At 64.8% G+C, this 23,598-nt stretch carries 24 protein-coding genes, 1 tRNA gene and 1 riboswitch; of the genes, 6 read left to right on the forward strand and 19 right to left on the reverse strand.

Going from position 1 to position 23,598, the window contains the following annotated elements; all coding sequences use genetic code 11:
- The first annotated feature begins 116 nt into the window (after window positions 1-116).
- On the forward strand, window positions 117-1,319 hold the full coding sequence (locus tag BKM74_RS08840; RefSeq protein ID WP_086465334.1) for a pyridoxal phosphate-dependent aminotransferase: 1,203 nt from the start codon (window positions 117-119) through the stop codon (window positions 1,317-1,319).
- A 75-nt stretch (window positions 1,320-1,394) separates the two neighbouring features.
- Here the strand turns inward: BKM74_RS08840 and BKM74_RS08845 are convergent, their stop codons facing one another.
- Complete coding sequence (locus BKM74_RS08845; RefSeq protein WP_086465335.1) at window positions 1,395-2,540, reverse strand: AI-2E family transporter; 1,146 nt, start codon at window positions 2,538-2,540, stop codon at window positions 1,395-1,397.
- Between the two features lie 252 nt (window positions 2,541-2,792).
- On the opposite strand from BKM74_RS08845, the gene BKM74_RS08850 reads away from it, so the two are divergent.
- Window positions 2,793-3,107: a DUF883 family protein gene (locus tag BKM74_RS08850; protein ID WP_086465336.1), complete on the forward strand. Its 315-nt coding sequence runs from the start codon at window positions 2,793-2,795 to the stop codon at window positions 3,105-3,107.
- Between the two features lie 11 nt (window positions 3,108-3,118).
- Entirely contained in the window at window positions 3,119-3,586 is a 468-nt protein-coding gene (locus BKM74_RS08855) for a hypothetical protein (RefSeq protein ID WP_140056050.1), read from the forward strand.
- On the opposite strand, the gene BKM74_RS08860 is transcribed toward BKM74_RS08855, so the two are convergent.
- The 4 genes from BKM74_RS08860 to BKM74_RS08875 all read right to left on the reverse strand — a co-directional run bounded on the left by BKM74_RS08860 (window position 3,581) and on the right by BKM74_RS08875 (window position 6,690).
- Entirely contained in the window at window positions 3,581-4,438 is an 858-nt protein-coding gene (locus tag BKM74_RS08860; RefSeq protein WP_086465338.1) for an alpha/beta hydrolase, read from the reverse strand. The genes BKM74_RS08855 and BKM74_RS08860 overlap by 6 nt on opposite strands.
- Window positions 4,438-5,286 (reverse strand): fumarylacetoacetate hydrolase family protein, encoded by an 849-nt coding sequence (locus BKM74_RS08865; RefSeq protein WP_086465339.1) that lies wholly within the window; start codon window positions 5,284-5,286, stop codon window positions 4,438-4,440. Before BKM74_RS08865 ends, BKM74_RS08860 begins: the two co-directional genes overlap by 1 nt.
- A 47-nt stretch (window positions 5,287-5,333) precedes the next feature.
- Window positions 5,334-6,077 (reverse strand): SDR family oxidoreductase, encoded by a 744-nt coding sequence (locus BKM74_RS08870; RefSeq protein WP_086465340.1) that lies wholly within the window; start codon window positions 6,075-6,077, stop codon window positions 5,334-5,336.
- 112 nt (window positions 6,078-6,189) lie between these two features.
- Entirely contained in the window at window positions 6,190-6,690 is a 501-nt protein-coding gene (locus tag BKM74_RS08875) for a hypothetical protein (RefSeq protein WP_245825877.1), read from the reverse strand.
- 362 nt (window positions 6,691-7,052) lie between these two features.
- On the opposite strand from BKM74_RS08875, the gene BKM74_RS19085 reads away from it, so the two are divergent.
- Window positions 7,053-8,123, forward strand: coding sequence for a methyl-accepting chemotaxis protein (locus BKM74_RS19085; protein WP_086465342.1), 1,071 nt, complete (start codon window positions 7,053-7,055; stop codon window positions 8,121-8,123).
- Window positions 8,124-8,142: 19 nt separating this feature from the next.
- On the opposite strand, the gene BKM74_RS08885 is transcribed toward BKM74_RS19085, so the two are convergent.
- From BKM74_RS08885 to BKM74_RS08950, 14 genes are all read right to left on the reverse strand, one after another.
- Window positions 8,143-8,217, reverse strand: a tRNA-Val gene (locus tag BKM74_RS08885).
- 84 nt (window positions 8,218-8,301) lie between these two features.
- Window positions 8,302-9,591, reverse strand: coding sequence for an MFS transporter (locus BKM74_RS08890; protein ID WP_086465343.1), 1,290 nt, complete (start codon window positions 9,589-9,591; stop codon window positions 8,302-8,304).
- Window positions 9,588-10,505, reverse strand: coding sequence for a DMT family transporter (locus tag BKM74_RS08895; RefSeq protein ID WP_086465344.1), 918 nt, complete (start codon window positions 10,503-10,505; stop codon window positions 9,588-9,590). Before BKM74_RS08895 ends, BKM74_RS08890 begins: the two co-directional genes overlap by 4 nt.
- Window positions 10,506-10,601: 96 nt before the next feature.
- Window positions 10,602-11,771, reverse strand: coding sequence for a trans-sulfuration enzyme family protein (locus BKM74_RS08900; protein ID WP_086465345.1), 1,170 nt, complete (start codon window positions 11,769-11,771; stop codon window positions 10,602-10,604).
- Window positions 11,772-11,774: 3 nt separating this feature from the next.
- Complete coding sequence (locus tag BKM74_RS08905) at window positions 11,775-13,145, reverse strand: pyridoxal-phosphate dependent enzyme (RefSeq protein WP_086465346.1); 1,371 nt, start codon at window positions 13,143-13,145, stop codon at window positions 11,775-11,777.
- Window positions 13,146-13,320: 175 nt separating this feature from the next.
- Complete coding sequence (locus tag BKM74_RS08910) at window positions 13,321-14,046, reverse strand: ABC transporter ATP-binding protein (RefSeq protein WP_086465347.1); 726 nt, start codon at window positions 14,044-14,046, stop codon at window positions 13,321-13,323.
- A complete protein-coding gene (locus BKM74_RS08915) occupies window positions 14,030-14,920 on the reverse strand; it encodes an ABC transporter permease (RefSeq protein ID WP_086465348.1) in 891 nt (296 codons plus the stop codon). Before BKM74_RS08915 ends, BKM74_RS08910 begins: the two co-directional genes overlap by 17 nt.
- On the reverse strand, window positions 14,917-15,924 hold the full coding sequence (locus BKM74_RS08920; RefSeq protein ID WP_086465349.1) for an aliphatic sulfonate ABC transporter substrate-binding protein: 1,008 nt from the start codon (window positions 15,922-15,924) through the stop codon (window positions 14,917-14,919). The genes BKM74_RS08915 and BKM74_RS08920 overlap by 4 nt, the downstream gene beginning before the upstream one ends.
- A 116-nt stretch (window positions 15,925-16,040) precedes the next feature.
- Window positions 16,041-16,119: riboswitch (SAM riboswitch) on the reverse strand.
- A gap of 58 nt (window positions 16,120-16,177) precedes the next feature.
- Window positions 16,178-16,705, reverse strand: a complete 528-nt coding sequence (locus tag BKM74_RS08925) for an OsmC family protein (RefSeq protein ID WP_086465350.1) — start codon at window positions 16,703-16,705, stop codon at window positions 16,178-16,180.
- A 342-nt stretch (window positions 16,706-17,047) separates the two neighbouring features.
- Window positions 17,048-18,163 (reverse strand): tRNA epoxyqueuosine(34) reductase QueG, encoded by a 1,116-nt coding sequence (gene queG / locus BKM74_RS08930; RefSeq protein ID WP_086465351.1) that lies wholly within the window; start codon window positions 18,161-18,163, stop codon window positions 17,048-17,050.
- Window positions 18,160-18,624, reverse strand: a complete 465-nt coding sequence (queF, locus tag BKM74_RS08935; protein ID WP_086465352.1) for a preQ(1) synthase — start codon at window positions 18,622-18,624, stop codon at window positions 18,160-18,162. The genes queG and queF overlap by 4 nt, the downstream gene beginning before the upstream one ends.
- Before the next feature lie 13 nt (window positions 18,625-18,637).
- The gene (gene tgt, locus BKM74_RS08940) at window positions 18,638-19,783 is read right to left on the reverse strand and encodes a tRNA guanosine(34) transglycosylase Tgt (RefSeq protein WP_086465353.1); all 1,146 of its coding nucleotides are present in this window, start codon (window positions 19,781-19,783) and stop codon (window positions 18,638-18,640) included.
- On the reverse strand, window positions 19,759-20,787 hold the full coding sequence (gene queA, locus BKM74_RS08945; protein ID WP_086465354.1) for a tRNA preQ1(34) S-adenosylmethionine ribosyltransferase-isomerase QueA: 1,029 nt from the start codon (window positions 20,785-20,787) through the stop codon (window positions 19,759-19,761). The genes tgt and queA overlap by 25 nt, the downstream gene beginning before the upstream one ends.
- Window positions 20,784-21,332 carry a queuosine precursor transporter gene (locus BKM74_RS08950; RefSeq protein ID WP_086465355.1) on the reverse strand — a complete coding sequence of 183 codons (549 nt, stop codon included), beginning with the start codon at window positions 21,330-21,332 and terminating at the stop codon, window positions 20,784-20,786. The genes queA and BKM74_RS08950 overlap by 4 nt, the downstream gene beginning before the upstream one ends.
- A gap of 281 nt (window positions 21,333-21,613) precedes the next feature.
- Here BKM74_RS08950 and apbC point away from each other — a divergent pair, with 281 nt between their 5' ends.
- Together apbC and BKM74_RS08960 are read left to right on the forward strand one after the other, a co-directional pair.
- Window positions 21,614-22,816: an iron-sulfur cluster carrier protein ApbC gene (apbC, locus tag BKM74_RS08955; protein WP_086465356.1), complete on the forward strand. Its 1,203-nt coding sequence runs from the start codon at window positions 21,614-21,616 to the stop codon at window positions 22,814-22,816.
- Between the two features lie 8 nt (window positions 22,817-22,824).
- Window positions 22,825-23,595 (forward strand): biotin/lipoate--protein ligase family protein, encoded by a 771-nt coding sequence (locus BKM74_RS08960; RefSeq protein ID WP_086465357.1) that lies wholly within the window; start codon window positions 22,825-22,827, stop codon window positions 23,593-23,595.
- Window positions 23,596-23,598: the final 3 nt, after the last annotated feature.

Genomic DNA, 23,598 nt, shown 5'->3' on the forward strand with positions numbered 1-23,598 from the left:
AATACCGCGAAATACCGCGAAATATCGTTGAACGATGGCGATACCGGGCGTAGGGTTCGCGGCTGTCGGCATCGCCGTCATTCCAGCCTGTCAACCAGCCCCCGTGAGGAACAGAAATGGCTCTGATCGCCCAGCGCCTGAACCGGATCAAGCCGTCCCCGACCATCGCCGTCTCGATGAAGGCGCGCGAACTGCAGGCGCAGGGCCGCAAGGTCATCGCGCTGTCGGCCGGCGAACCGGACTTCGACACCATCGATTTCGTCAAGGAAGCCGCCATCGAGGCGATTCGCAAGGGCCAGACGAAATACACCAATGTCGATGGCACCAACGAGCTGAAGCAGGCGATCGTCGATAAGTTCAAGCGCGAGAACGGGCTGGACTACAAGATTTCGCAGGTCACCGTCGGCACCGGCGGCAAGCAGATTCTCTACAACGCGCTGATGGCGACGCTCGATCCGGGCGACGAGGTGATCATTCCGGCACCCTACTGGGTCAGCTATCCGGACATGGTGCTGCTCGCCGAGGGCACGCCGGTCATCGTGCAGTGCCCGCAGGAGAACGATTTCAAGCTGCGGCCGGAGGATCTGGAAAAGGCGATCACGCCGAAGACCAAATGGATCATCCTGAACAGCCCGTCGAACCCGACCGGTGCCGGCTATACCCGCGCCGACATGAAGGCGGTTACCGACGTGCTGCTGCGTCATCCGCAGGTCCACGTCATGACCGACGACATGTACGAGCATCTCGTCTATGACGATTTCAAATTCTGCACGCCGGCCGAGGTGGAGCCGAAGCTCTATGACCGCACGCTGACCTGCAACGGCGTGTCCAAGGCCTATGCCATGACCGGCTGGCGCATCGGCTATGCCGCCGGGCCGGAGCCGCTGATCAAGGCAATGGGCGTGATCCAGTCGCAGTCCACCTCCAACCCGTCCTCGATCAGCCAGGCGGCTGCTGTCGCCGCGCTGAACGGCTCGACCGACTATATCCAGGAGCGCAACGTCGCCTTCCGCGAGCGCCGCGACCTGGTCGTGTCCATGCTGAACCAGGCCAGTGGCCTGAACTGCCCGAAGCCGGACGGGGCGTTCTACGTCTATCCGTCCTGCGCCGGGCTGATCGGCAAGAAGACGCCGGACGGCAAGGTGATCGCCAGCGATACCGATTTCGCGACCGCGTTGCTGGAGGCCGAGGGAGTGGCCGTGGTGCAGGGTGAGGCATTCGGCCTGTCCCCGCATTTCCGCATCTCCTACGCCACCTCCACCGAGTTGCTGGAGGATGCCTGCACGAAGATCCAGCGCTTCTGCAATTCGCTGAGTTGATCGGCGCGCGAACGGATAAGAAAAACCCCCGGCATCTGCCGGGGGTTTTTTTCGTGGCCTTCTTCTTGTGCTGGCTTACTCCATCGCGGCGCGTAGGGCGGGCGGCGTGCCGGGCAGATTGCTCACCATGATCTTCGCGACGGTCAGGATCGGCACCGCCAGAAGCGCGCCGGGCAGGCCCCACAGCCAGCCCCAGAAGATCACTGCCAGGAACACCAGAATCGGGTTCAGAGTCAGCTGCCGGCCCAGCAGCAGCGGCGTGATGAACTGCCCTTCGATAACCGTCAGCGCGTAGGCGGCCAGCGGCGGTATCAGGATCTGCGTCCAGCTGTCGAAATTCAGCAGCGCGGCGCTGGCGATGATGGCCGCCGTGATTGCCGGGCCGATATAGGGCAGGAAGTTCAGCACTGCCGCCAATACCCCCCAGAGCAAGGGGTTGGGCATGCCCAGCGCCCACATCGCGGCCGCGGTCAGCAGGCCGAGCGCCAGGCTGATGAGGGTGAAGGTGCGCAGATAGATCGATATTTTCCACTGCACCTCCAGCAGGATGCGCTTCATGCGCCGTCGCTGGTCGGTCTGGGTTATGGCCTCGACGATGCGGCTGGCGGTGGACGGGCCGGCGGCCAGCATGAAGAACAGCAACACCACGGTGATGGCGGAAGTCATCAGGATGGACTGCGCCTGATTGGCCAGGGTTTCGATCAGGCTGCCCTCCACAACGACGATCTGCGGCTTCCTGTCATTCTCCAAATTCGCCATTTCGGCGATTTTCTCGGTGGTCTCCCGCGCCCGGCGCAGCGGCAGTTTCAGTTCGGTCAGTTTCCGTTCGATCTTGTACATGACGCTGGGACCGAGATCGAGATGCTCCGCCGCCGGGCCGGCAAGCTGCACCGCGCCGACGGTCAGGCCTGCGCCCAGCATGGCGACGACGAGCAGTGCGCTCAGCGTTTGCGGCAGCCGAAGGCGGGTCAGCAGCCGCACAATTGGCAACAGCAGGATCGCGAAGATCAGCGCCAGGAAGATCGGCAGCAGCACCGGTTTCGCGAAATAGGCTGTGTAGATCAGCGCCAGCGCGAACAGGCCGATGGCGGCCATGCGGGTGACGCTGCTCGCCTGCAGAAAGGCGAGAGACGAGCTCTCGTCGGACTCCGTATCGCCCGCAACAGAATTATCAGAGTCAGCAGAATTCGGCGGGGTCTGGGAAATACCGGGTTCAGTCATCGAAAATTACTGCCTCACAGATAAATTTTTTAATTTCATGATTTGGAAATACTCTATCCCTCGCATTAACGTTTCTGCGTGTTTGCGGTTCCTTCCAGCCTTTCATCAATGTTTTGACTCATCGGAATGTTACGCCGCCGGAGGAAATTTTCTCGACTGACGCGGGAACATTGGCCAGGTGTCCCCGTTTATTGCAACAGAGGCACATGCCTTGATGAAACCAGACTTTACGAATGACGAAAGGAGTCACCCATGGCGACTCGCGAACCTGCCGACGATATCCAGGCTTTGAAGAACGACCTCGCGGCGCTGCGCAAGGATATTGGCGCGCTGGCCAAGACGGTCGGCGACCAGGCCTCCACAACCTCCGATGATGCGATGGATGGGTTGAAGGAGAGGATTGCCGCACTGCGCAGCGAACTCGAAGGGGCGGCCAAGTCGGCCCGGGCGCGCGGTGCCGAGGGTGTCGCGGCCGTCGAGCACCATATAGAGCAGAAGCCGCTGCAGAGCATGCTGATCGCGCTGGGTGCCGGCCTGCTCATCGGCAAGCTGCTGGACCGCCGCTGAGCGGACGCATCGTGCGATATCTTCTCGATATAGCGCTTCCTTACGCGCAGGCGGAACTCCGCACCGCTAAGGAAAGCGCCGGGCGGCTGTGCTGGCGGGTGGCGGGTTTCGCCGCCGCCGGCCTCGTCGCGGCCCTCGGTCTCGGCTTCCTGGTGCTGTCCTTCCATCTGTGGCTGCTGCGCCATGTGCCGGCGCCAGACGCCGCGCTGTGGACGGGGTTGCTGTGCATCGCCGTCGCGGCGTCGGTCGTGCTGGTTGTCTGGCTCATCACACGGGCCGGTGCGCGAAGCCGCCACCGCGAGGTGGCTAAGGCCGCCGCGCTGGCGGAGCTGCAATTGCTTCAGATAGAACTGGAGCAGGGGCTGCGTGCCCACGCCAAGACCGGCACGCTCGGTATGCTGGTGGCCGGTCTGGCGCTGGGGGCAAGCCCCGATTTGCGCGGGATGCTCCGCGACCTCGTGCGCTCGGCGAAGCTATAACCCCATCTGGGCCAGCATGGCGCGGACCAGCGGATGTCTGGCTTCGCCCATGCGGTCGCAGATCGAAAAGTGATTCTCGCGGCCGATCTCCCAATAATCGGTCGTAAGGCCGCGTTCCCGGCACAGCTTCGCGAAATCGGCCGATTGCCGGATCCAGTCCGGCGTTTCGCCGCCGCCGACCGCCACCAGGATCGGGCAGACCGGTCGCGGCAGGTTGGCAACCAGGCTGTTGCGTGCCGCCTCATCGGCTGTCAGGCCGATCTCCGAATTGACCTTCAGCATCGTTACCGGCTCCAGCTCATAGACGCCGGAGACCGCCACCACGCCCTTCACAATGTCGGCGGGGCGGCCTTCTGCAGCCCAATCGCGGGCCAGCATCATCGCCGCCAGATGCGCGCCGGCGGAATGGCCGGACAGATACAGCCGGTCCGGGTCGCCGCCGATCTGCCGTGCGTTGGCGTGCAGCCAGCGTACCGCGTCCGCGGTCTGGCCGACAATGCCGCCGATCGTCAGGGTAGGCGCCAGATCGTAGTTCAGCATCGCCACCGTGGCGCCGGCGGCAACCAGCGGTTCGGCGATATAGCTGTAGAAGTTCTTGTCCAGCCCGCGCCAGTAACCGCCATGGATAAAGACATGGATCGGCGCGTTGGGTGTCTTCGCCGGAAAGATATCCATCGTCTGCAAGGGGCCGTCGCCATAGCGCATGTCCAGCGAGCCGGTCAGCGCGTCCCGGGTCTTTGCGCTGCGGCTGGCCTGGGCGTCAAGATAGGCCTGGAAGTTCGGCGCGGCGAGGCGCGGGTTATATTCCCGCTCCAGCGCCTCGCCGGCGAGCCCTTTATAGCTTGCAGACATCAGCCCTTGTATCCCACGACGTCCTGCTGCTGTTCGCCAAGCCCCTCGATACCGAGCTTCATAACGTCGCCCGGCTTCAGGAACATCGGCGGCTTCATGCCGGCACCCACGCCCGGCGGCGTGCCGGTCGGGATGATGTCGCCCGGCATCAGCGTCATGAACTGGCTGATATAGCTGACCAGATGCTTCACACCATAGACCATGGTGGTGGTGGAGCCGTCCTGGCAGCGCTTGCCGTTCACATCCAGCCACATCTTCAGCTGCTGCGGATCGGCGATCTCGTCCTTCGTCACCAGCCACGGGCCGATCGGCGCGAAGGTGTCGGCGCTCTTGCCCTTCACCCACTGGCCATGGCGCTCGATCTGGAATTCGCGTTCCGAGATATCGTTCACCAGCACATAGCCGGCTACATGGTCGAGGCTGTCCTTCTCCTCGACATATTGCGCCTTCTTGCCGATGACGATTCCCAGCTCGACTTCCCAGTCGGTCTTTTTGGAATTCTTCGGGATGATGACGGTGTCGTTGGGGCCGTTGATGGAGGTCGTCGCCTTCATGAAGATGATCGGCTCCGCTGGCACCTGCATGCCGGTTTCGGCGGCATGGTCGGAATAGTTCAGGCCGACGCAGATGATCTTGCCAATGGCGCCGACCGGGCAACCAAGGCGCGGATCGCCGGACACGGCCGGCAGGCTGGCCGGGTCGAGGGCGGCCAGCTTCTTCAGGCCTTCGGGCGAGATCGTTCCGCCATCGATGTCGGCGACATGACCGGACAGATCGCGCAGGGTGCCATTGGCATCCAGCAGGCCGGGCTTTTCCTTGCCGGCTTCTCCGTAGCGCAAAAGACGCATGGTTACTCTCCCTGTTTTGGCGTGCGTTGGATCAGAGGGTCAGTTCATCAGAGGGTCAGGCCGCCATCGATCAGATGGGCCACCCCCGTTGTATAGGCGGATTCGTCGGAAGCGAGATAGAGCGCCAGCGCCGCGATCTCCTCCGCTGTGCCCAGCCGTCCCATCGGCTGGCGGGCGATGAAGGCCTGGCGCGCGGCGGCCGGATCGTCGAAGGCGTTGATGCGGTCGTGCAGCGAGGGGGTCTCCACCGTTCCCGGACAGATCGCGTTGCAGCGTATGCCCTTGGCGATGAAGTCGATGGCGATGGATTTGGTCATGCCGATCACGGCGGCCTTGCTGGCGGTATAGACGAAGCGATTCGGTACCCCCGCCGCCGAGGAGGCGACCGAGGACATCAGGATGATGGAACCGCCGCCATTATCGATCATCGCCGGCAGGAAGGCACGCGTCACGCGGTACATCGCCTTGCTGTTCAGCTCGAACGAGAAGTCGTAATCCTTCTCCTCGCACTCCAGGATGGTGCCGCTGGCAACGAAGCCGGCGCAGCTGAATAGCGCATCGACCGGGCCGACATCCCTGGCGGCTTCCTGCACGGCGGCGCTGTCGGTCACGTCCAGCAACCGGGTCTCGATGCCGGGCGCTTCCGCCTTCAGCGAGTCGAGCGCCGCCGCATTGATGTCGGTCGCGACGACCCTTGCCCCTTCGCGCGCGAAGGCCAGCGCCGAGGCGCGCCCGATGCCCTGTCCGGCGGCGGTGATGAAGGCTTTCTTCCCGCTCAGGCGGTTTCCCATTGCGTCTGCCCCTCATGCGTTTTGTTTCTTTATTAGGAGTCCTGATAACGGCTTGGGGGCCTGTCTGGCAAGGCTGTCGCGTTCACGGCAGGAATGCAGGGAGAGGAGGGGACTAGAGGTTCAGCAGGCTGGGCGCCCGCTCGATGATTTCGTTCAGGATATTCTCGGCGACCTCGATGTTGCGCTCCGCCTCCTTGTCCAGCAGATGGGCGTAGCGCGGTTCGGCCAGCCGCTTCTTGGCCTCATGCAGATTGTGCAGCTCCTGCACGAAAATCTCGCGCGAACCGATCGGCAGGGCGGTGCTCTTGCTCAGCGCCAGGAAGAATTTCGTGCTGGTGCGCAGCACTGATTTGGAGATCAGGATGTTCAGCGCATCGAACTGTTCGTCCAGCCGCTCGTCGCGGCCGGTTTCCAGATTCTTCAGCCGGTTCTCGATGAGGATGCCGAAGGTCTCGAATTCCGAGATCTTGTCGCGGAACTGCCGGTAGGAATGGAAACTGTGCTGATGGACGTTCTTCTCGGTCTGTGCCGCCAGCACGATGATTTCCCGCGCCTGCCGTTCCAGCGCGGCTAGCATTTCCTGGGCTTCTTTCCTGCTATAGCTGCGTGACATCGCCAGCATCCTTGTCGGCAAGAAAGAGAATAGACCAGGTTTCAAACCATCGGCTCATATTCGACATCTTATCTCTTTGCTTTCTGGAATCTTCCTTAAACTAGCATTTGCGACTTGATTAAAAAGATAGAAATACGTTGAATGCTCGCCTTGTCTGCGCTTTTCGCTTTTCAGGCGACTGAATCCTTAGGTCCCGGTCCAGGACGGTAAGGAAACCTTAATAATCCCAATGCCAGCATGCATTGGAAAAAGCCTGCCTCGAAGCGGGCCGTTGAGATGAATCCAGCTTCCGGCACTCCCGGCAATCCTCCCCAGGTGCGCCGGGCTTGATCGTATTTTGCGCTTTTGCCCGGAGAATTCTCTTGATTGCGTTTCAGCAGAACCAAAAAAACAGCCTGGCCGCGGCCGACGATAACAAGCCAGAGCGGATTATCGAACTGACCTCCGATCTTGCGGCCCTGACGCGGGACAAGATCACGGCCATCCGGGCGATCACCAGCCGTACCAAGATCCTGGCGCTGAATGCGCTGATCGAGGCCAACCGCGCCGGCGAGGCGGGGCGCGGCTTCGCGGTGGTGGCCGGTGAGGTGAAGTCGGTATCGGGTGAGATCGAGATGATCTCCAACTCGCTGGAAAGCGAGCTGTCGCACAGGGTTGACGGGCTGCAGCGGCTGGGCAGCAATCTGGTCGATCACATGCGCGGCGACCGGCTTGTCGATCTGGCGCTGAACGCGGTGGAGCTGATCGACCGCAACCTCTACGAACGCACCTGTGATGTGCGCTGGTGGGCGACCGACAGCGCCGTGGTCGATTGCGCGGCGGATGCCTCGGCGGAGCGTTGTTCCTACGCCGCCAAGCGGCTGGGCGTCATCCTGTCGGCCTATACGGTCTATCTCGACCTGTGGATCGCCGATCTGAACGGTCAGGTCATCGCCAATGGCCGGCCGGATTCCTACCATGTGAAAGGCACGGACGTGTCGCGCGAATCCTGGTTCCGGGACGCGCTGCACACCGCCACGGGCGATGATTACGCGGTGGCGGACATCGCCGCCTCGCCGCAGCTTGGCAACAGGCCGGTGGCAACCTATTCGGCGGCGATCCGCGAGGGCGGGGAAGCGCATGGCAAGGTGCTTGGCGTGCTGGGCATTCATTTCGACTGGGGCCCGCAGGCCGACGCCATCGTGAAGGGCGTACGCCTGACCCCGGAAGAGGGGGAGAACACGCGGGTTCTGCTGCTGGACAACCGCTTCCGGGTGATCGCGTCCTCGGACGGCAAGGGCATCCTGGCCGAGACGCTGCGGCTGAACACCGGCCAGGCGCGCAGCGGCCATTACCGCGACGAGGCAGGGGGCCGCGTCGGCTTCGCGCTGACGCCGGGCTACGAGACCTATGCCGGCCTCGGCTGGTATGGCTGCATCGTGCAGCGCACCTGAACGTATTCCGGAGGGGGAATGGTGGGCGGTACTGGGATTGAACCAGTGACCCCACGCGTGTGAAGCGTGTGCTCTCCCGCTGAGCTAACCGCCCTTTAGGCCCGCCGCTTGGCGGCGGAGGGCCTTCGTATAGGGCCCGTGCTTCCGGCTGTCAAGCGATGGCGTACTTCTTTGAGCCCTACAGGCTCGTCGGCTCGTCGGGGCCGCCCTGGCCTTCCTCGGCAAGGCTGCGGCCGGCGCGCCGGATGGTGCCGTTCAGCATGACCATGAAGCCGAACATCACGAACAGGATCACCCCGGCGAGATAGGGCAGGCTGGGGTCGATCTTGTAGAGCGGCATGGCGAAGACCGGCGAGATCACATGCCCGGCAGCGCCCGTTGCACCGACCAGCCCGGCCACCGATCCCTGCTCGTCCTGCCGCACCGACAGCGAGGCGGCGGCGGCGATGCCGGGGCGGGCGAGGCCGAAGGCCAGGCCGGAGATAACCAGCGCGAACACCAGCGGCCCGTAACTGTCGGCCAGCAGGAACATGATATAGGCGGCGATACCGATGACGCAGCCGATGCGCATCAGGAACTGCGCCGACGGGTTCAGCCGCGGGATGATGACAAGCTGCGCCATCACCGCTGCCATGGCCGAGGCCATCAACCCGACGCCGACATACTGCACCGTCTCGGCGGCGGCCAGCCCCAGCACATCCATGAAATAGAAGGCGGCGGTCTGGATGGTCAGCGCCTGCACCGTGGTGATCATGATGCTGGCCAGCAGGAAGGGCCGCACGCGCCGGTCGAACGGGCTGAGCCGCGGCCGCATCGTCTGACCCTTGGGCTGGGTCTGCTCCGGCAGCATCAGATAGAGCGACACGGCGCTTGCCAGCGCCAGCAGGGCGATGCCGTAGAACGGCATCAGCAGGCCGAACACCACCAGCGCCGCACCGACGCCGGGGCCGATGGTCACGCCCAGGCTGAAGCCGGCATTCATGCCGGCCACGGCGCGCACGCGCTCCGCGCGGCTTGTCCGGTCGGCGACATAGGCCTGGCCGGCGGCGATGGTACCCGATCCCAGCGCGCCATAGAGGATGCGCGACAGTACCAGCAGCACGACGGTGGGAACGACGGCCAGCCAGCCCCACAGCGCCATCTGGATGACGAAGCCGAAGGCGGCGGTGGAGACGGCATAGGCGATCAGCCCGACCAGAATGACCGGGCGGCGGCCCCAGATATCGCTGCGCCGGCCCAGAATCGGCGAGCAGAACACCCAGAAGATCGCCGACACCATGAAGATCGCGCCGACATGGAATTCCGAGAATCCCAGCTCACGGGCGATCGGCGGCAGGTTGGCGAACATCAGTGACTGCCCCATGCCAAGGCAGGTCAGGCTGAAGAACAGCAGCTTGAAGGCGCGCTTGCGGGTTTCCGGCGACGAAGGCTGTCGTGGCTGGTCGGCGGTTTCTGGCGCGTCGCTCATGCCGGCCGCCTCCGGCCGCCAAGGGCACCTTCGGTGCGGATCAGCAGGATGCCGATGGCGACCAGCACCATGCCAATGATGGCGGAGATGCCGAAGGTCTCGCCGAACATCAGCCAGGCCAGGATCGCGGTGAAGGGCGGCACCAGATAGAACAGGCTGGCGACCTGCGAGGCCGCGCCGCGTTTGATCATCACATAGAGCAGGGTGGTCGCGCCGATCGACAGGATGATGGCCTGCCAGGCCAGCGCGAATACGAATTCGCCGGTCCAGTGCACCACATTCGTCTCGAACAGCAGCGCCCCAAGCCCGAAGGCGAAGATGACGGTGACGAACTGCACGCAATTGCCGCCGACGACATCGACGCCGTGGCAGTATTTCTTCTGGTAGAGCGTGCCCAGCGTGATGGCGAGCAGGCTGGCCACGGCATAGAGCGTCGCCCAGGCGGCATCGGCGCTGGCGGTATCGATCTTCTCTGCGATGACGGCGGCCACGCCGGCCAGGCCGAACAGCAGGCCGAGCCATTGCCTGCGAGTGACCTTCTCGCCCAGCATCGGGCCGGCCAGCGCCGCTGTCAGGATCGGCTGCGCGCTGACGATCAAGGCGGCAACGCCAGCCTGAACACCGTTATGGATGGCGATGAACACGCCGCCGAGATAGACGCCCTGCACCAGCAGGCCGACCAGCGCGACATGCTTGATCTCGTGCCGTTTCGGCCAGCTGATTTTCAGCATCAGGGCAATCGGCACCAGCAGCGCCGCCGCCAGCACGAAACGCAGCAGCAGATAGGTCAGCGGTTCGGCATAGGGCAGGCCGAATTTCGCGCCGACGAAGCCGGTACTCCACAGGAAGGTGAAGAGCAGCGGCGACAGGGCGATCCAGACGGTTTGCGTGCGGCTGGCGGGGGAAGGCGGCATTGGCGTTGAATCTATGGATACGGGCGGTGGTTCAGTAAGAACCCGCTTCGCAGCTTCCGCAACCGCCTTCTGTGCGTTTCAGCTATGACAGCAACCCTACGCCAGCGCTGTCTCCAGATCGGCCAGCAGGTCCGCCAGATCCTCGACGCCGACGGAGAGCCGCACCAGCCCGTCGGAGATGCCGAGTTCGGCGCGCACCTCCGGCGGGATCGAGGCGTGGGTCATGATCGCCGGATGCTCGATCAGGCTCTCGACGCCGCCCAGGCTCTCGGCCAGGGCGAACAGCTTCGTGCGTTCTAGGAAGCGCCGGCTCTCATCCAGCCCGCCCTTGATGACCGCGGTGACAATGCCGCCGAAGCCGCCAATCATCTGGCGCTTGGCGAGCTCGTGCTGCGGATGGCTGGCAAGCCCCGGATAAATCACCTTCTCGATCTTCGGATGCGCCTCCAGCCATTGCGCGATGGCCAGCGCGTTGGCGCAATGCCGCTCCATGCGTAGATGCAGCGTCTTCAGTCCGCGCAGTGCCAGGAAGCTGTCGAACGGGCCGGCGACCGAGCCGATGGCGTTCTGCAGATAGGCGAGAGGCTGGCGGAGCGGGCTGCCCTCGCGCACCACGGCGATGCCGCCCACCATGTCGGAATGGCCATTCAGGTACTTGGTCATCGAATGGATGACGATATCGAAACCGTGATCCAGCGGCTTCTGCACATAAGGCGAGGCGAAGGTGTTGTCGGCCACGGCAATCAGCTTGTGCTTTTTGGCAATGGCGGCAATCGCCTGCAGATCGACCAGCCGGAGCATCGGGTTGGTCGGGCTTTCGACCCAGACCATCTTCGTGTTTGGCTTGATCGCGGCTTCCAGCGCCGCCGGGTCGGACAGGTTCACGAAGGAGAATTCCAGCCCGGAAGAGCGCTTGCGCACATTTTCGAACAGACGGTAGGAGCCGCCATAGAGATCGTCCATGGCGGTGACATGGCTGCCGCTGTCCAGCAGCTCCAGAACCGTGCCCATGGCAGCGAGGCCCGAGGCGAAGGCGAAGCCGGCCTCGCCATTCTCCAGATCGGCGACGCAGGCTTCCAGCGCCATCCGGGTCGGGTTCTGGCTGCGCGAATATTCATAGCCCTTATGCACGCCGGGGCTCTGCTGCACATAGGTCGAGGTGGCGTAGATCGGCACCATGATGGCGCCGGTCGTCGGGTCCGGCTCCTGGCCGGCATGGATGGCGCGCGTGCCGAAGCCGGCGCGGTTGGTCTTGTTCTGGGTCATGATTCAGGCCACCGATTGACGGAGATGATTGATGAGATCGACCTTGGTGATCAGGCCGAGGAATTTACTGCCTTCGACGACGATGGCGACATGGTCCTGGCGGAAGATCGGGATCAGGTCGGGGATTTTCGCGGTCGGCGCCAGGGTTTCCAGCCGGCTGGTCATGGCGCCCCGGACCGGGGATTTGAAGCATTCCGGATTGTCGTGGGTTGCCAGCAGCAGATCGCTTTCATCGAGGATGCCGACGATGCGGTCATTCTCCAGCACCGGCAATTGCGAGATGTCGTAGAGCCGCATCCGGCCATAGGCGGTCAGCAGCGTATCGCCCGGCTCAACGCTGATCACCTCGCCCTTCGGGGCCTGACGGCTGATCAGGTCGCGCAGGTCACCGGTCTGCTCGCGGGCAGTCAGCCCCTGATCCTGCAGCCAGAAATCATTATAGGCCTTGGAGAGATACTTGTTGCCGCTGTCGCAGACGAAGGTGACGACGCGCTTCGGCGTGGTCTGTGCGCGGCAGTAGCGCAGGGCGGCGGCGATCAGCGTGCCCGACGAGGTGCCGGCCAATATGCCTTCCTTAATCAGTAGCTCGCGCACCGTGGCGAAGGCTTCGGTATCGTCCACCGTGATGGCCGTGCTGACCAGATCGAGGTCGCAATTCGGCGGAATGAAATCCTCGCCGATGCCCTCGACCAGCCAGGAGCCGGCCTCGCCGACATGGCCGGAGCGGGTGGCCTCGGCCAGGATCGAGCCTTTGGGATCGGCCAGCACCATCTCAACCTTGGGGGCGGCCTTGCGGAAGAACCGCCCCAGGCCGGTCAGCGTACCACCGGAGCCGACGCCGCAGACCATGGCGTCCATGTCGCCCTCCATCTGCGCCCAGATTTCCGGGCCGGTGCCGGTTTCGTGCGCCAGTGGATTGGCCGGGTTGGCAAACTGGTTCATCCAGTAGCCGCCGGGAACCTCCTTCTCCAGCCGCTCCGCCATGTCCTGGTAATAGGCCGGATGGCCACGCCCGACATCGGACCGGGTCATGACGATCTCGGTACCCAGCGCGCGCAGATGGTTGATCTTCTCCTGGCTCATCTTGTCCGGGATGACCAGCAGCAGCTTGTAGCCCTTCTGCGCCGCGACCAGCGCCAGGCCGAGGCCGGTATTGCCGGCGGTCGCCTCGATCAGCGTGGTCTTGCCCGGCGTGATCTTGCCCGCGCGTTCCGCCGCCTCGATCATCGACAGGCCGATGCGGTCCTTGATCGACCCGCCGGGATTCTGGCTCTCCAGCTTCAGGAACAGCCGGCACGGGCCTGTATCCAGGCGGGTGACTTCCAGCATCGGCGTGTTGCCGATCAGCGTGAGGACCGATTGCGGGGCGGGCATATAATAATCCTGAATTTATTTGTGAATTATAAAAATCACTCACACATGACTGTAAATTGTATCTGGCCTTATCCGGTCAAGGAAAAAAGAAACCCCGGCCCGAAAACCGCCCATCGAAAATCAAGGGTGCGGCATCGGACCGGGGCAGGAAAGGAACAGGGGAGGAGGGAAGGGGTTACGACAGGTCCAGTGCCTGGACGATCTTTTCCTTCCATTGCTGAAAGGCCAGCTCGGTGCGGGCGCGTGGGCGCGGCAGGTCGAGCGCGAATTCGGCATGGATATGGCCGGGATTGCCGCGCATCACCACGATGCGGTCGCTCAAGGCCACCGCCTCCTCGACATCGTGGGTGACGAACACCATGGTGAAGCGCTCCTCGCGCCACAGCTCCAGCAGATGGTCCTGCAATTGCAGTCGGGTGAAGCTGTCGAGCGCGCTGAACGGCTCATCCAGCAGCAGGATGGAGGGGCGGCGCACCAGCGCGCGGGCAATTGCCACGCGTTGCGCCATGCCGCCGGACAGCTGGCGCGGATAGGCCAGCGCGAAATCGGCCAGCCCGACCTTCGCCAGCACATCCGCGATCTTGCGGTCCTGCGTCGCCTTGTCCTCATCCTTCAGGGCAAAGCGGACATTATCGGCCACACTCAGCCAGGGCATCAGCCGGGCTTCCTGGAACACCATGCCGATTTCCGGGTGCGGGCCGTTGACCGGATCGCCGTCGATAGCGACGCGGCCATGGCTGGCGCTTTCCAGCCCGGAGAGGATGCGCAGCAGCGTGGACTTCCCGCAGCCCGAGGTGCCGACGAGGCTGACGATTTCCGACTGGTCGATGGCCAGATCGACATCGTTCAGCGCGATCACGCCATTCGGGAAGTGCTTGGCGAGACTATCGATTGCGAGCATGGGAGGCTCCCTTCATATCGCCGAAACCGTCCTGCCAGGCGAGGAACGGGCGCGCCGAGGCGGCCAGAATGGCATCGGTCAGCTTGCCGGCGATGGCGAACAGGATGAGGCTGGCGACGATCACCGCCGGGCGGCCGGTCATCTGGCCATCGACCATCAGATAGCCGAGGCCCTCGCTCGCCCCCATCAGCTCAGCGGCGATGACGAACATCCAGCCCAGCGCCAGACCGGCGCGCAGGCCCACCACATAGGAGGGCAGGGTGGCCGGCAGCAGCACCCGGCGGACCAGATCCAGCCGGCTGAAGCGGTTCAGCTTCGCCACTTCCACCAGCTTGCGGTCAACGCCCTGAATGCCCTCGACCAGATTCAGATAGATCGGGAAGAAAACGCCGACCGCGATCAGCGTTACCTTGGAGGCCTCGAAAATGCCGAACCACAGGATGAACAGCGGCACCCAGGCCAGCGAGGGCACCGCCTTCAGCGCCTGCAGCGTGGGATCGAGCAGCTCCCGCGTGGTGCGGGAATAGCCGGTCAGCGCGCCCAGCAGCGTCGCCGCCGCGGTGCCGGCGAGGAAGCCGAAGAACACCCGGGTCAGCGTGACGCCGATATGGCTGGTCAGCTCGCCGCTGGCCCACAGGGCGGAGATTTCCGCCAGCACCGCTTCCGGGCTGGGCACCAGATTGGGCGCGAACACGCCGGTCCAGGACAGCGCCGCCCAGCCCGCCAGCAGCAGGGCCGGGACGATCAGCCCCTTGGTGCCGGCAAGTGCCGCCAGCGGATGCCGCCGGCGCGCCCCAACGACGGCTCCAGCGGCAGCCCCCGAGGGGACTGCCGCCGTATTCGCCGTGTCGCGGTCATAGACCTCGGCGGTCATCGCTGCGCCGCCTGCTGCCGGTTGACGCGCTGGATGTACTGGTCGTCGATCAGGTCGGCGACCAGCGCCGGCACGTCGGTATCGGGTTTCAGCACGCCGATCTCCTTCAGCACGGTGCCGGCGGCGGTCAGTGCCTTGCGGTGCTCCTCGCCAATCACCGGGTTGGTGAGGTCGGTGCGCTCGCCCAGCTGCTTCCGGGCGATCTCGTCCTCGACCTTCGCGGCCTTCACCAGGTAGGAGCGCAGCTCGTCCGGGTTCTCCAGGGAATATTTGCGGGCGCGCTCATAGACTTTCAGCAGCCGCTCGACGATCTCCGGGTTCTCCGTCGCGAAATCCTCGCGGACATTCAGCACGCCATAGGTGTTCAGCGCCGGGTCGCGGTGGAACAGCCGGGCGCCTTCCTGCAGCTCATGCTTGGCCATGTGCGGGTCGAGGCCGGCCCAGGCATCGACCTGGCCGCTGACCAGCGCGCGCCCGCCATCGGGGTGCTGCAGCAGCACCGGCTTGATGTCCTTCTCGGTCAGGCCGGCCTGGTTCAGCGCCTGCAGCAGGAACAGATGCGGGTCGGTGCCGCGGGTCACGGCGACGCGCTTGCCCTTCAGGTCGGCGACGGATTTGATGCCGCTGTCCTTGCCGGTGACCAGCGCCGTCCATTCCGGGCGAGAATAGATGTAGATCGCCTTGATCGGGTTGCCGTTGGCCTTGCCGACCAGCGCCGCGCCGCCGGCAGTAGAGCCGAACTGGATGGAGCCGCCATTCAGGTATTCCAGCGCCTTGTTGGAGCCGAGGCTCAGCACCCAGCGGACATCGATGCCGTCCTTCTTGAACTCCTCCTCGACCCAGCCCTTGTCCTTCAGCAGCAGGCTGACCGGATTGTAATAGGCATAGTCGAGGCCGATGCGGTCGGGAGCGGCCTGTGCGGCGCCCGCCCCGACTGTCAGGGCGATTGCGGCGGCGGCAAGCGTGCCGAGCTGAAAGGTGCGGCGGGTGATCTTGATGGTCATCTTGCTCTCCTTCGTGTGCGCCGGTTTTCCGGTCGCAGGTAAGGAGGCTCGGAAGAGTGGGGTGTCCGACTGGTCTTCGGCCAAGGCAAAAAAATATCCGCCTCGGCTCCAGAGCCGGGCGGATTCGCCCGCTCTCTTTAGCAGAATTTATAAAGCGCCCCGCAAGCTGAGCCTCAAATCGGCGCTATGAAGTCTTTGTAATCTACAGTTTCGGTGTCGTCAATCGAAAAAATTACACAGTACAGTTTTGTTGTTAGGCAGCCTTGGCTTTGCCATTGACCCTGTGGCTGACCGCCAGCACCGGCTTGGTGTTCAGCGTCTGGAACACCACGCAATAGCGCTCGGTCAGCTTGAACAGGCTGGCCAGCTGCTCCTCGGTCGCGTCGGTGTCGATGTCGAAGCTGAGGCGGATATCGGTGAACCCGACCGAGGCGTCGCGGTCCACCGCCAGCGTGCCGCGGAAGTCGAGGTCACCCTCGGCTTTCACCGTGCCTTCGCGGATCTCGATGCCCAGCGCTGTGGCGACCGCCTTCAGCGTGACACCGGCGCAGGCCACCAGCGCCTGCAGCAGCATGTCGCCGGAACAGGCGGACAGCCCGTCGCCGCCGGTGGCGGGATGCAGGCCGGCCTCGACCAGCGCCCGCCCGGTATCGACGGAGCAGGTGATGGCTTCCTCACCCAGCTTGCCGTCGGCCTTCAGGGTGATCTTCGCGGCGTCCGGCTGGTCCTTGTACTGCGCCTTCAGCGGCGCCTGCAGGGCCTTCAGGGTGGTCGCGTCCATGATCCATCTCCGCATGCTCGTCAAAAAAAATCCGCCGCAGCTAAAGCTGGGCGGAATGGGGCCGACGCTTTAGCTGCATTTGTAAAGCGCCCGCAAGCTGCTGCTCAAATCGGCGCTAAGCGGAAAAATACGGGCGGGGGATGGAGGAGTCAACGGGGGAGCTTATGGGTTTCTTTCTTCGTCCCAGTTTCCTCAGACCGTCACCCCCGCACTTGTTGCGGGGGTCCAGGCTTCCGTTTGCTGGATGTTTGCCGAGCAGGCTGAACCCTGGATTCCCGCAACAAGTGCGGGAATGACGGTTTGAGGTGAACGCAGACGATCTTATGAGGAAGGAGAAGGACGTTAGGGCGCTTCCCACTCCGCCCTAACGTCTTCATCCGTCTCGGTCGGCAGATGCGTTTCACGCAACGCCGCGAACAGGCCGGCATCGAGCAGCCGCGACAGCGCCCAGACCGCCATGCCGCGCACCAGGGAAGACTCGTCAGTTAGAAGGGTTTCCGTAATTGGAACAAGCGTTTGCGATTCGCTGTTGCCAATCGCGATCAGCACGTTGCGCACGAAACGGTCGCGGCCGATGCGCTTGATGGGGGAGCCGGAGAAGAGCTGCCGGAACCCGGCATCGTCGAGCTGCGCCAGGTCGGCCAGGCGCGGGGCCATCAGCTCGGCGCGCGGCAGGAAGGCCTCGTGGCCGGTGGGGGTCGCGTACTTGTTCCAGGGGCAGACGGCGAGGCAGTCGTCGCAGCCATAGATGCGGTTGCCCATGGGCACGCGGAACTCGCGCGCGATGACGCCCTTATGCTCGATGGTCAGGTAGGAGATGCAGCGCCGGGCATCGAGCTGGTAAGGCGCGGGGAAGGCGTCGGTCGGGCAGACGGTCAGGCAGCGCGTGCAGCTGCCGCAATGGTCGATCTCCGTCGCGTCGGGGGCGAGGTCCAGCGTCGAATAGACCTCGCCCAGGAACAGCCAGGAGCCATAGCCGCGCGAGACCAGGTTGGTGTGCTTGCCCTGCCAGCCGAGGCCGGCCTGCTGGCCCAGCGGCTTTTCCATCACAGGGGCGGTATCGACGAACACCTTCACGCCGCTGTCGATTTCGTCGGCCATCCAGCGCGCCAGCGCCTTCAGCCGGTTCTTCACATGATCGTGGTAGTCGCGCCCCTGGGCATAGACCGAGATGCCGGCGCGCTCCGGGTGGTCGAGGATCGCCAGCGGATCGCGGCCCGGCCCGTAATTCATGCCCAGCACGACGATGCTGCGCGCGTCGGGCCACAGCACCTGCGGGTCGCCGCGCCGATCGGCCTTATCGACCATCCAGCCCATATCGCCGTGCCGGCCCTCGGCCAGATACTCGGCCAGCCATTGCCGCACCTGATCGCTCAATTGCGCCGGCGCGAAGCCGACGGCGTCGAAGCCCAGCGCCAGCGCCTGCTCCCGGATGCGGGATTTGATGTCTTCCGTCATCCCCGGCCGCGATAGGAGGGCACGCCCTGATCGGGGATCCATACGCCCTCGGGTGCCGGGCCGGTCTGGTAGAACACATCGATGGGGATGCCGCCGCGCGGATACCAGTAGCCGCCGATGCGCAGCCATTCCGGCTGCATCGCCTCGACCAGCCGGCGCGCGATGGAGACGGTGCAGTCCTCATGGAACGCACCGTGATTGCGGAAGGAGCCGAGGAACAGCTTCAGCGACTTGCTCTCGACCAGCCTTTCCTTCGGCACATAGTCGATGACCAGATGCGCGAAATCCGGCTGGCCGGTCAGCGGGCAGAGCGAGGTGAACTCCGGCGCGGCGAAACGCACCATGTAGCGCACGTCGCCCTGCGGGTTCGGCACGGTCTCCAGCACCGCCTTTTCCGGACTGTCCGGCAGGCCGGCCGCCTGGCCCAGCTGGGTGAGGCCGCTATAGATGCTGTCGGTCATGGTCCTGGTCTCCCTAGAGCGCCGCGATATCCCCGCCGGCCTGCTTCTCGTGGAAGTCCGCCACGAAATCCGCCAGCGACCCTGCTGCGATGGCATCGCGCAATCCCGCCATCAGCCGCTGATAATAGGCCAGATTGTGCCAGGTCAGCAGCATCAGCCCGAGAATTTCCTCGGCGCGGGTCAAATGATGCAGATAGGCCCGGCTGTAGTCGGTACAGGCCGGGCAGGGGCAGCCTTCTTCCAGCGGCCGGGGATCGTCCTGGTGCCGCTTGTTGCGCAGGTTGACCGTGCCGCGCGCGGTGAAGGCCTGGGCGGTGCGGCCGGAGCGCGTCGGCAGCACGCAGTCGAACATGTCGATGCCGCGCTGTACCGCGCCAACGATATCCGCCGGCTTGCCCACACCCATCAGGTAATGCGGCCGGTCGGTGGGCAGATGCGGCACCGTCTCCTCCAGCACGCGGAACATGATCTCCTGGCCCTCGCCGACCGCGAGACCGCCCACCGCATAGCCGTCGAAGCCGATGGATGCGAGCGCCTCCGCCGAGTGTCGCCTGAGATCGGGATAGACGCTGCCCTGCACGATGCCGAACAGCCCATAGCCGGGGCGCTTCTGGAATCCGTCCTTGGAGCGCTGCGCCCAGCGCATCGACAGCTCCATGGAGGACAGCGCCTGGTCATGCGTCGCCGGGTGCGGCGTGCATTCGTCCAGCACCATGGTGATGTTGGAATCGAGCAGATGCTGGATCTCGACCGAGCGTTCGGGCGACAGGAAATGCGCCGATCCGTCGATATGCGAACGGAAGGTGACGCCCTTTTCCTCGATCTTGCGCAGGCCCGCCAAAGACATGACCTGAAAGCCGCCGGAATCGGTGAGGATCGGCTTCGGCCAGTTCATGAATGTATGCAGGCCGCCCAGCGTCGCGACGCGTTCCGCACCCGGCCGCAGCATCAAATGATAGGTATTGCCCAGCAGGATTTCCGCCCCGGTCTCGGCGACCGATTCCGGTCGCATCGCCTTCACCGTGGCGGCGGTGCCGACCGGCATGAAGGCCGGCGTCTCGATGGTCCCATGGGCGGTCGTCACCCGGCCGCGCCGTGCCGCGCCATCGGTGCCGAGAAGCTGGAAGCCGAATTCTAGAGCTTGGGGTGCAGCAGACATGCATCACCGTAGGAATAAAAGCGATAGCCGGCCTCTATCGCATGTTTGTAGGCCGATTGCATGCGCTCCAGCCCGGAAAAGGCGGAGACCAGCATGAACAGGGTGGAGCGCGGCAAATGGAAATTGGTCATCAGCAGATCCACCGCCTTGAAGCGGTAGCCCGGCGTGATGAAGATCGAGGTGTCGCCGGAAAAGGCCGGCACGCTGCCATCCTCGCGCGCCGCACTTTCCAGCAGCCTGAGCGAGGTGGTGCCGACCGCGACCACGCGGCCGCCCTTCGCCTTCGTCGCGGTGATGCGCGCGGCTGTCTCCGCATCGATGCTGCCCCATTCGGCATGCATGCGGTGATCGGCAGTATCGTCCGCCTTCACCGGCAGGAAGGTGCCGGCGCCGACATGCAGCGTCACGAAGGCTGTGCCGATGCCGCGCGCCTCAAGGGCTGCCATTAGCCGCTCGGTGAAGTGCAGCCCGGCGGTCGGGGCCGCCACAGCGCCTTCCTCGCGGGCATAGATCGTCTGGTAGCGCTCGGCATCCGCCGGCTCCGCCTTGCCGCCGCGGATATAGGGTGGCAGCGGCATCGAGCCGTGGCGCTTCAGCGCCTCCAGCAGGTCGGCGGCGCCGGAGAAGGCAAGCCGCAGCTCGCCGCCCTCGCGCTTTTCCAGGGTCTCGGCGGCGAAATCCTCGGCGAAGCGGATGGTCTGGCCGATCTTCAGCCGTTTGCCGGGCCGGGCGAAGGCGAGCCAGGTGCCGTCGGCTTCCGCCTTGTGCAGCAACACCTCGACCGCGACTTCGCCGCGCCGCCCGTGCAGCCGGGCCGGGATCACGCGGGTATCGTTGAACACCAGCAAATCGCCGGGATTTAACAGGTCCGGCAAATCCAGTACGGCGCGGTCGGCCAGTGCATCCGGACGCACCTCCAGCAGCCGCGCCGAATCGCGCGGTTCGGCCGGGGTCTGGGCGATCCGTTCCGGCGGCAGCTCGAAATCGAAGAGATCGACCTTCACGAGGGGCGCGCGGGCTTCATCGGCCGCACCACCGCCATCAGCAGGCGGAAGGGCGAGAGGAACAGGAAGGCCAGCGCCAGCTTCACCGCGAAATCGCCCAGCGCCAGCGTGACGAAGGGCACGGCGGTGCCGGCAAAGGCCAGCGTGAAGAACAGGGCGGTATCGACCGCCGAGCCAAGGGTGGAGCTGGCCAGCGGCGCCTTCCACCAGCTGGTGCCGCGCAGCCGGTCGAACACATAGACATCCAGCAGCTGCGCCACCAGGAAGGCGGTGCCCGACGCCAGCGCGATGCGCGGGCTGGCCAGCCACAGCGAGCAGATGACCGCCAGCGCGAATCCGGCATAGACCACCTGGCGCGCCCGCTTCGGCCCATAGGCACGGTTGGTCAGGTCGGTGACCAGGAAGGTCGCCGGATAGGTCAGCGCGCCCCAGGTCAGCCAGTCATTGATCGGGATCTGGACCAGATAATTCGACGCGCTGACCAGCACGATCATCGCCGCGATGGCGAGGATCATGCCGCCGGGAAAGGGATGGGCGATCTTCATAGCGCGGCTTATAGGCCAACGGACCGCAAAATTGAAGAGGATGCGTGGGCGGGCGTGAGGATCGTGGCCATTCTCATATTTGTCACCCCCGGACTTGATCCGGGGGTCCAGGGGCGGTGCCCAGCCTGCGCTGTCTCAGCCCGTTGCCCCTGGATTGCCGGGTCAAGCCCGGCAATGACAAGCAGGGCAGGGGCGGGTTTCACACCCGCCCTTGCCGAACAGTCGGTTGATCGTGATATCTCTAGCGCAACGAACCGCACGGAACGGGAAAGAATCGACGAATGGCACAGGTGACGGAACAGCAGGTCCTGGACGCGCTGAAAACAGTTCAGGACCCCGAACAGGGCAGGGACATCGTCTCGCTCGGCATGGTGACCGGATTGTCCGTGCAGGAGGGACGGGTCAGCTTCGCCATCGAGGTCGATCCGGCGCGCGGGCCGAAACTGGAAGGCCTGCGGCAGGAGGCGCAGAAGGCAGTGGAGGCGTTGCCGGGCATTGCCGCCGTCACCGCCGCGCTGACCGCGCACAGCGCCCGTGGCGCGTCCCAGCCCGCCGCACCGCAGCCGGCACCGCGGCCGTTGGGCGGCAAGCCGGCCGCCGGCAGCCGCACCGGCGGAACCGCCCCGCATTCGCATGGTCATTCCCACAGCCACGCGCCCCAGCAGCCGGCCCAGGCGAAGCCGCTGGTGCCCGGCGTGCGCGCCATCATCGCCGTGGCCTCGGGCAAGGGCGGCGTCGGCAAATCCACCACCTCGGTGAACCTGGCGCTGGCGCTGGCCGCCATCGGCCGCAAGGTCGGGCTGCTGGATGCCGATATCTACGGTCCGTCGCTGCCGCGCATGATGGGCATCACCGGCAAGCCGACTACCACGCCGGACGGCAAGACGCTGAAGCCGATGGAGAATTACGGCGTCAAATGCATGTCGATGGGCTTCATGGTGGCCGAGGACACGCCGATGATCTGGCGCGGCCCGATGGTGATGAGTGCGCTGGAACAGATGCTGCGCGACGTCGAATGGGGCGATCTCGACGTGCTGGTGGTCGATATGCCGCCGGGCACCGGCGACGCCCAGCTGACCATGGCGCAGCGCGTGCCGCTGGCCGGCGCCGTCATCGTCTCGACGCCGCAGGACATTGCCCTGCTGGATGCCCGCAAGGGCCTCAACATGTTCCGCAAGGTCGATGTGCCGGTGCTCGGCGTGATCGAGAATATGAGCTATTTCCTGTGCCCGCATTGCGGCGAGCGCAGCGATATCTTCTCGCATGGCGGCGCGCGCAAGGAGGCGGAGCGCATGGGCGTCGATTTCCTTGGCGAAATTCCGCTCGACATCGCCATTCGCGAGACTTCCGACGGCGGCAAGCCCATCGTGGTCTCGCAGCCTTCCAGCCCGCATGCGGCGGTTTACCGGTCCATTGCCGAGGCGGTCTGGGCGAAGCTGTCCGGCGGGGCCGTGCGCGCCACGCCGAAAATCAGCGTCGAATAGGCACGACGATGGACGAGGCAACCCGCAGCCTTCTGGAGGTCACCGGGAAACCGATCTTCCCGCCGGCCTATGACGATGTGAAGCTGCCGGCGGGCGAGGATGCCTTCGAGGCTGCCCTTGCGGCGGCCCGGCAGGGCGCCGATCCGGCCACCCTGTTCTGGGAGGATCGCGCCGATAGGGTCGAACTCGCCATCGTGCTGCATCCGGAACAAGCGTTGGCGCAGGTCCTGCCGATCCTGCATGTCGGCATGATCGGCATTGGCGATGCGCTGGGCGCCATCGTGCCGCCGCAGGTCGCGGTGCTGTTTGGCTGGCCTGACCGGATCGAGGTGAATGGCGGGCTGGTCGGCGGGTTGCGGCTGGCTGCGCCGGAGGGCTGCGCGGCCGATGCGGTGCCGGACTGGCTGGTGCTGGGCCTCACCATCCTGGTGCAGCGGGAACTGGTCGGTGGCGAGGAGCCGGGCATGGACCCGACGCGCACCGCGCTGCATGAGGAAGGCTGCGGCGAGCTGACCGTGCCGGATATTCTGGAGGCGTTCAGCCGGCACTTCCTGCTCTGGGTGAACCGTTTCGGGGAGGAGGGGCTGCGGCCTGTTGCGGCGCACTGGCTGGAACGCGGCAGCGGCTACAAGGAGAGCGTCGCCCTGTCCTATGCCGGTGAACAGCATGCCGGCATTTTCACCGGGCTGGACGATTCCGGCGGCATGCTGCTGCAGACCGAGACGGTCGAGGCGCTGCCCTTGTCCGCCGTGCTGGCTGGGCCGAGCTGGGTGCTCTAGGGT

The organism is Oceanibaculum nanhaiense (assembly GCF_002148795.1).
In the GTDB taxonomy this organism is placed as follows: Bacteria; Pseudomonadota; Alphaproteobacteria; order Oceanibaculales; family Oceanibaculaceae; genus Oceanibaculum; species Oceanibaculum nanhaiense.

Coding starts and splice junctions, on each gene's coding strand:
- BKM74_RS08900 (WP_086465345.1), bottom strand. CDS start 11,771: ATGACCCAGAACAAGACCAACCGCGCCGGCTTCGGCACGCGCGCCATC.
- BKM74_RS08895 (WP_086465344.1), bottom strand. CDS start 10,505: ATGCCGCCTTCCCCCGCCAGCCGCACGCAAACCGTCTGGATCGCCCTG.
- BKM74_RS08950 (WP_086465355.1), bottom strand. CDS start 21,332: ATGAAGATCGCCCATCCCTTTCCCGGCGGCATGATCCTCGCCATCGCG.
- apbC (WP_086465356.1), top strand. CDS start 21,614: ATGGCACAGGTGACGGAACAGCAGGTCCTGGACGCGCTGAAAACAGTT.
- BKM74_RS08845 (WP_086465335.1), bottom strand. CDS start 2,540: ATGACTGAACCCGGTATTTCCCAGACCCCGCCGAATTCTGCTGACTCT.
- BKM74_RS08860 (WP_086465338.1), bottom strand. CDS start 4,438: ATGTCTGCAAGCTATAAAGGGCTCGCCGGCGAGGCGCTGGAGCGGGAA.
- BKM74_RS08875 (WP_245825877.1), bottom strand. CDS start 6,690: ATGTCACGCAGCTATAGCAGGAAAGAAGCCCAGGAAATGCTAGCCGCG.
- BKM74_RS08910 (WP_086465347.1), bottom strand. CDS start 14,046: ATGCTCGCAATCGATAGTCTCGCCAAGCACTTCCCGAATGGCGTGATC.
- BKM74_RS08960 (WP_086465357.1), top strand. CDS start 22,825: ATGGACGAGGCAACCCGCAGCCTTCTGGAGGTCACCGGGAAACCGATC.
- tgt (WP_086465353.1), bottom strand. CDS start 19,783: ATGTCTGCTGCACCCCAAGCTCTAGAATTCGGCTTCCAGCTTCTCGGC.
- BKM74_RS08870 (WP_086465340.1), bottom strand. CDS start 6,077: ATGGGAAACCGCCTGAGCGGGAAGAAAGCCTTCATCACCGCCGCCGGA.
- BKM74_RS08850 (WP_086465336.1), top strand. CDS start 2,793: ATGGCGACTCGCGAACCTGCCGACGATATCCAGGCTTTGAAGAACGAC.
- BKM74_RS08925 (WP_086465350.1), bottom strand. CDS start 16,705: ATGGACGCGACCACCCTGAAGGCCCTGCAGGCGCCGCTGAAGGCGCAG.
- BKM74_RS08915 (WP_086465348.1), bottom strand. CDS start 14,920: ATGACCGCCGAGGTCTATGACCGCGACACGGCGAATACGGCGGCAGTC.
- queF (WP_086465352.1), bottom strand. CDS start 18,624: ATGACCGACAGCATCTATAGCGGCCTCACCCAGCTGGGCCAGGCGGCC.
- queG (WP_086465351.1), bottom strand. CDS start 18,163: ATGACGGAAGACATCAAATCCCGCATCCGGGAGCAGGCGCTGGCGCTG.
- BKM74_RS08840 (WP_086465334.1), top strand. CDS start 117: ATGGCTCTGATCGCCCAGCGCCTGAACCGGATCAAGCCGTCCCCGACC.
- BKM74_RS08920 (WP_086465349.1), bottom strand. CDS start 15,924: ATGACCATCAAGATCACCCGCCGCACCTTTCAGCTCGGCACGCTTGCC.
- BKM74_RS08905 (WP_086465346.1), bottom strand. CDS start 13,145: ATGCCCGCCCCGCAATCGGTCCTCACGCTGATCGGCAACACGCCGATG.
- BKM74_RS08865 (WP_086465339.1), bottom strand. CDS start 5,286: ATGCGTCTTTTGCGCTACGGAGAAGCCGGCAAGGAAAAGCCCGGCCTG.
- BKM74_RS08890 (WP_086465343.1), bottom strand. CDS start 9,591: ATGAGCGACGCGCCAGAAACCGCCGACCAGCCACGACAGCCTTCGTCG.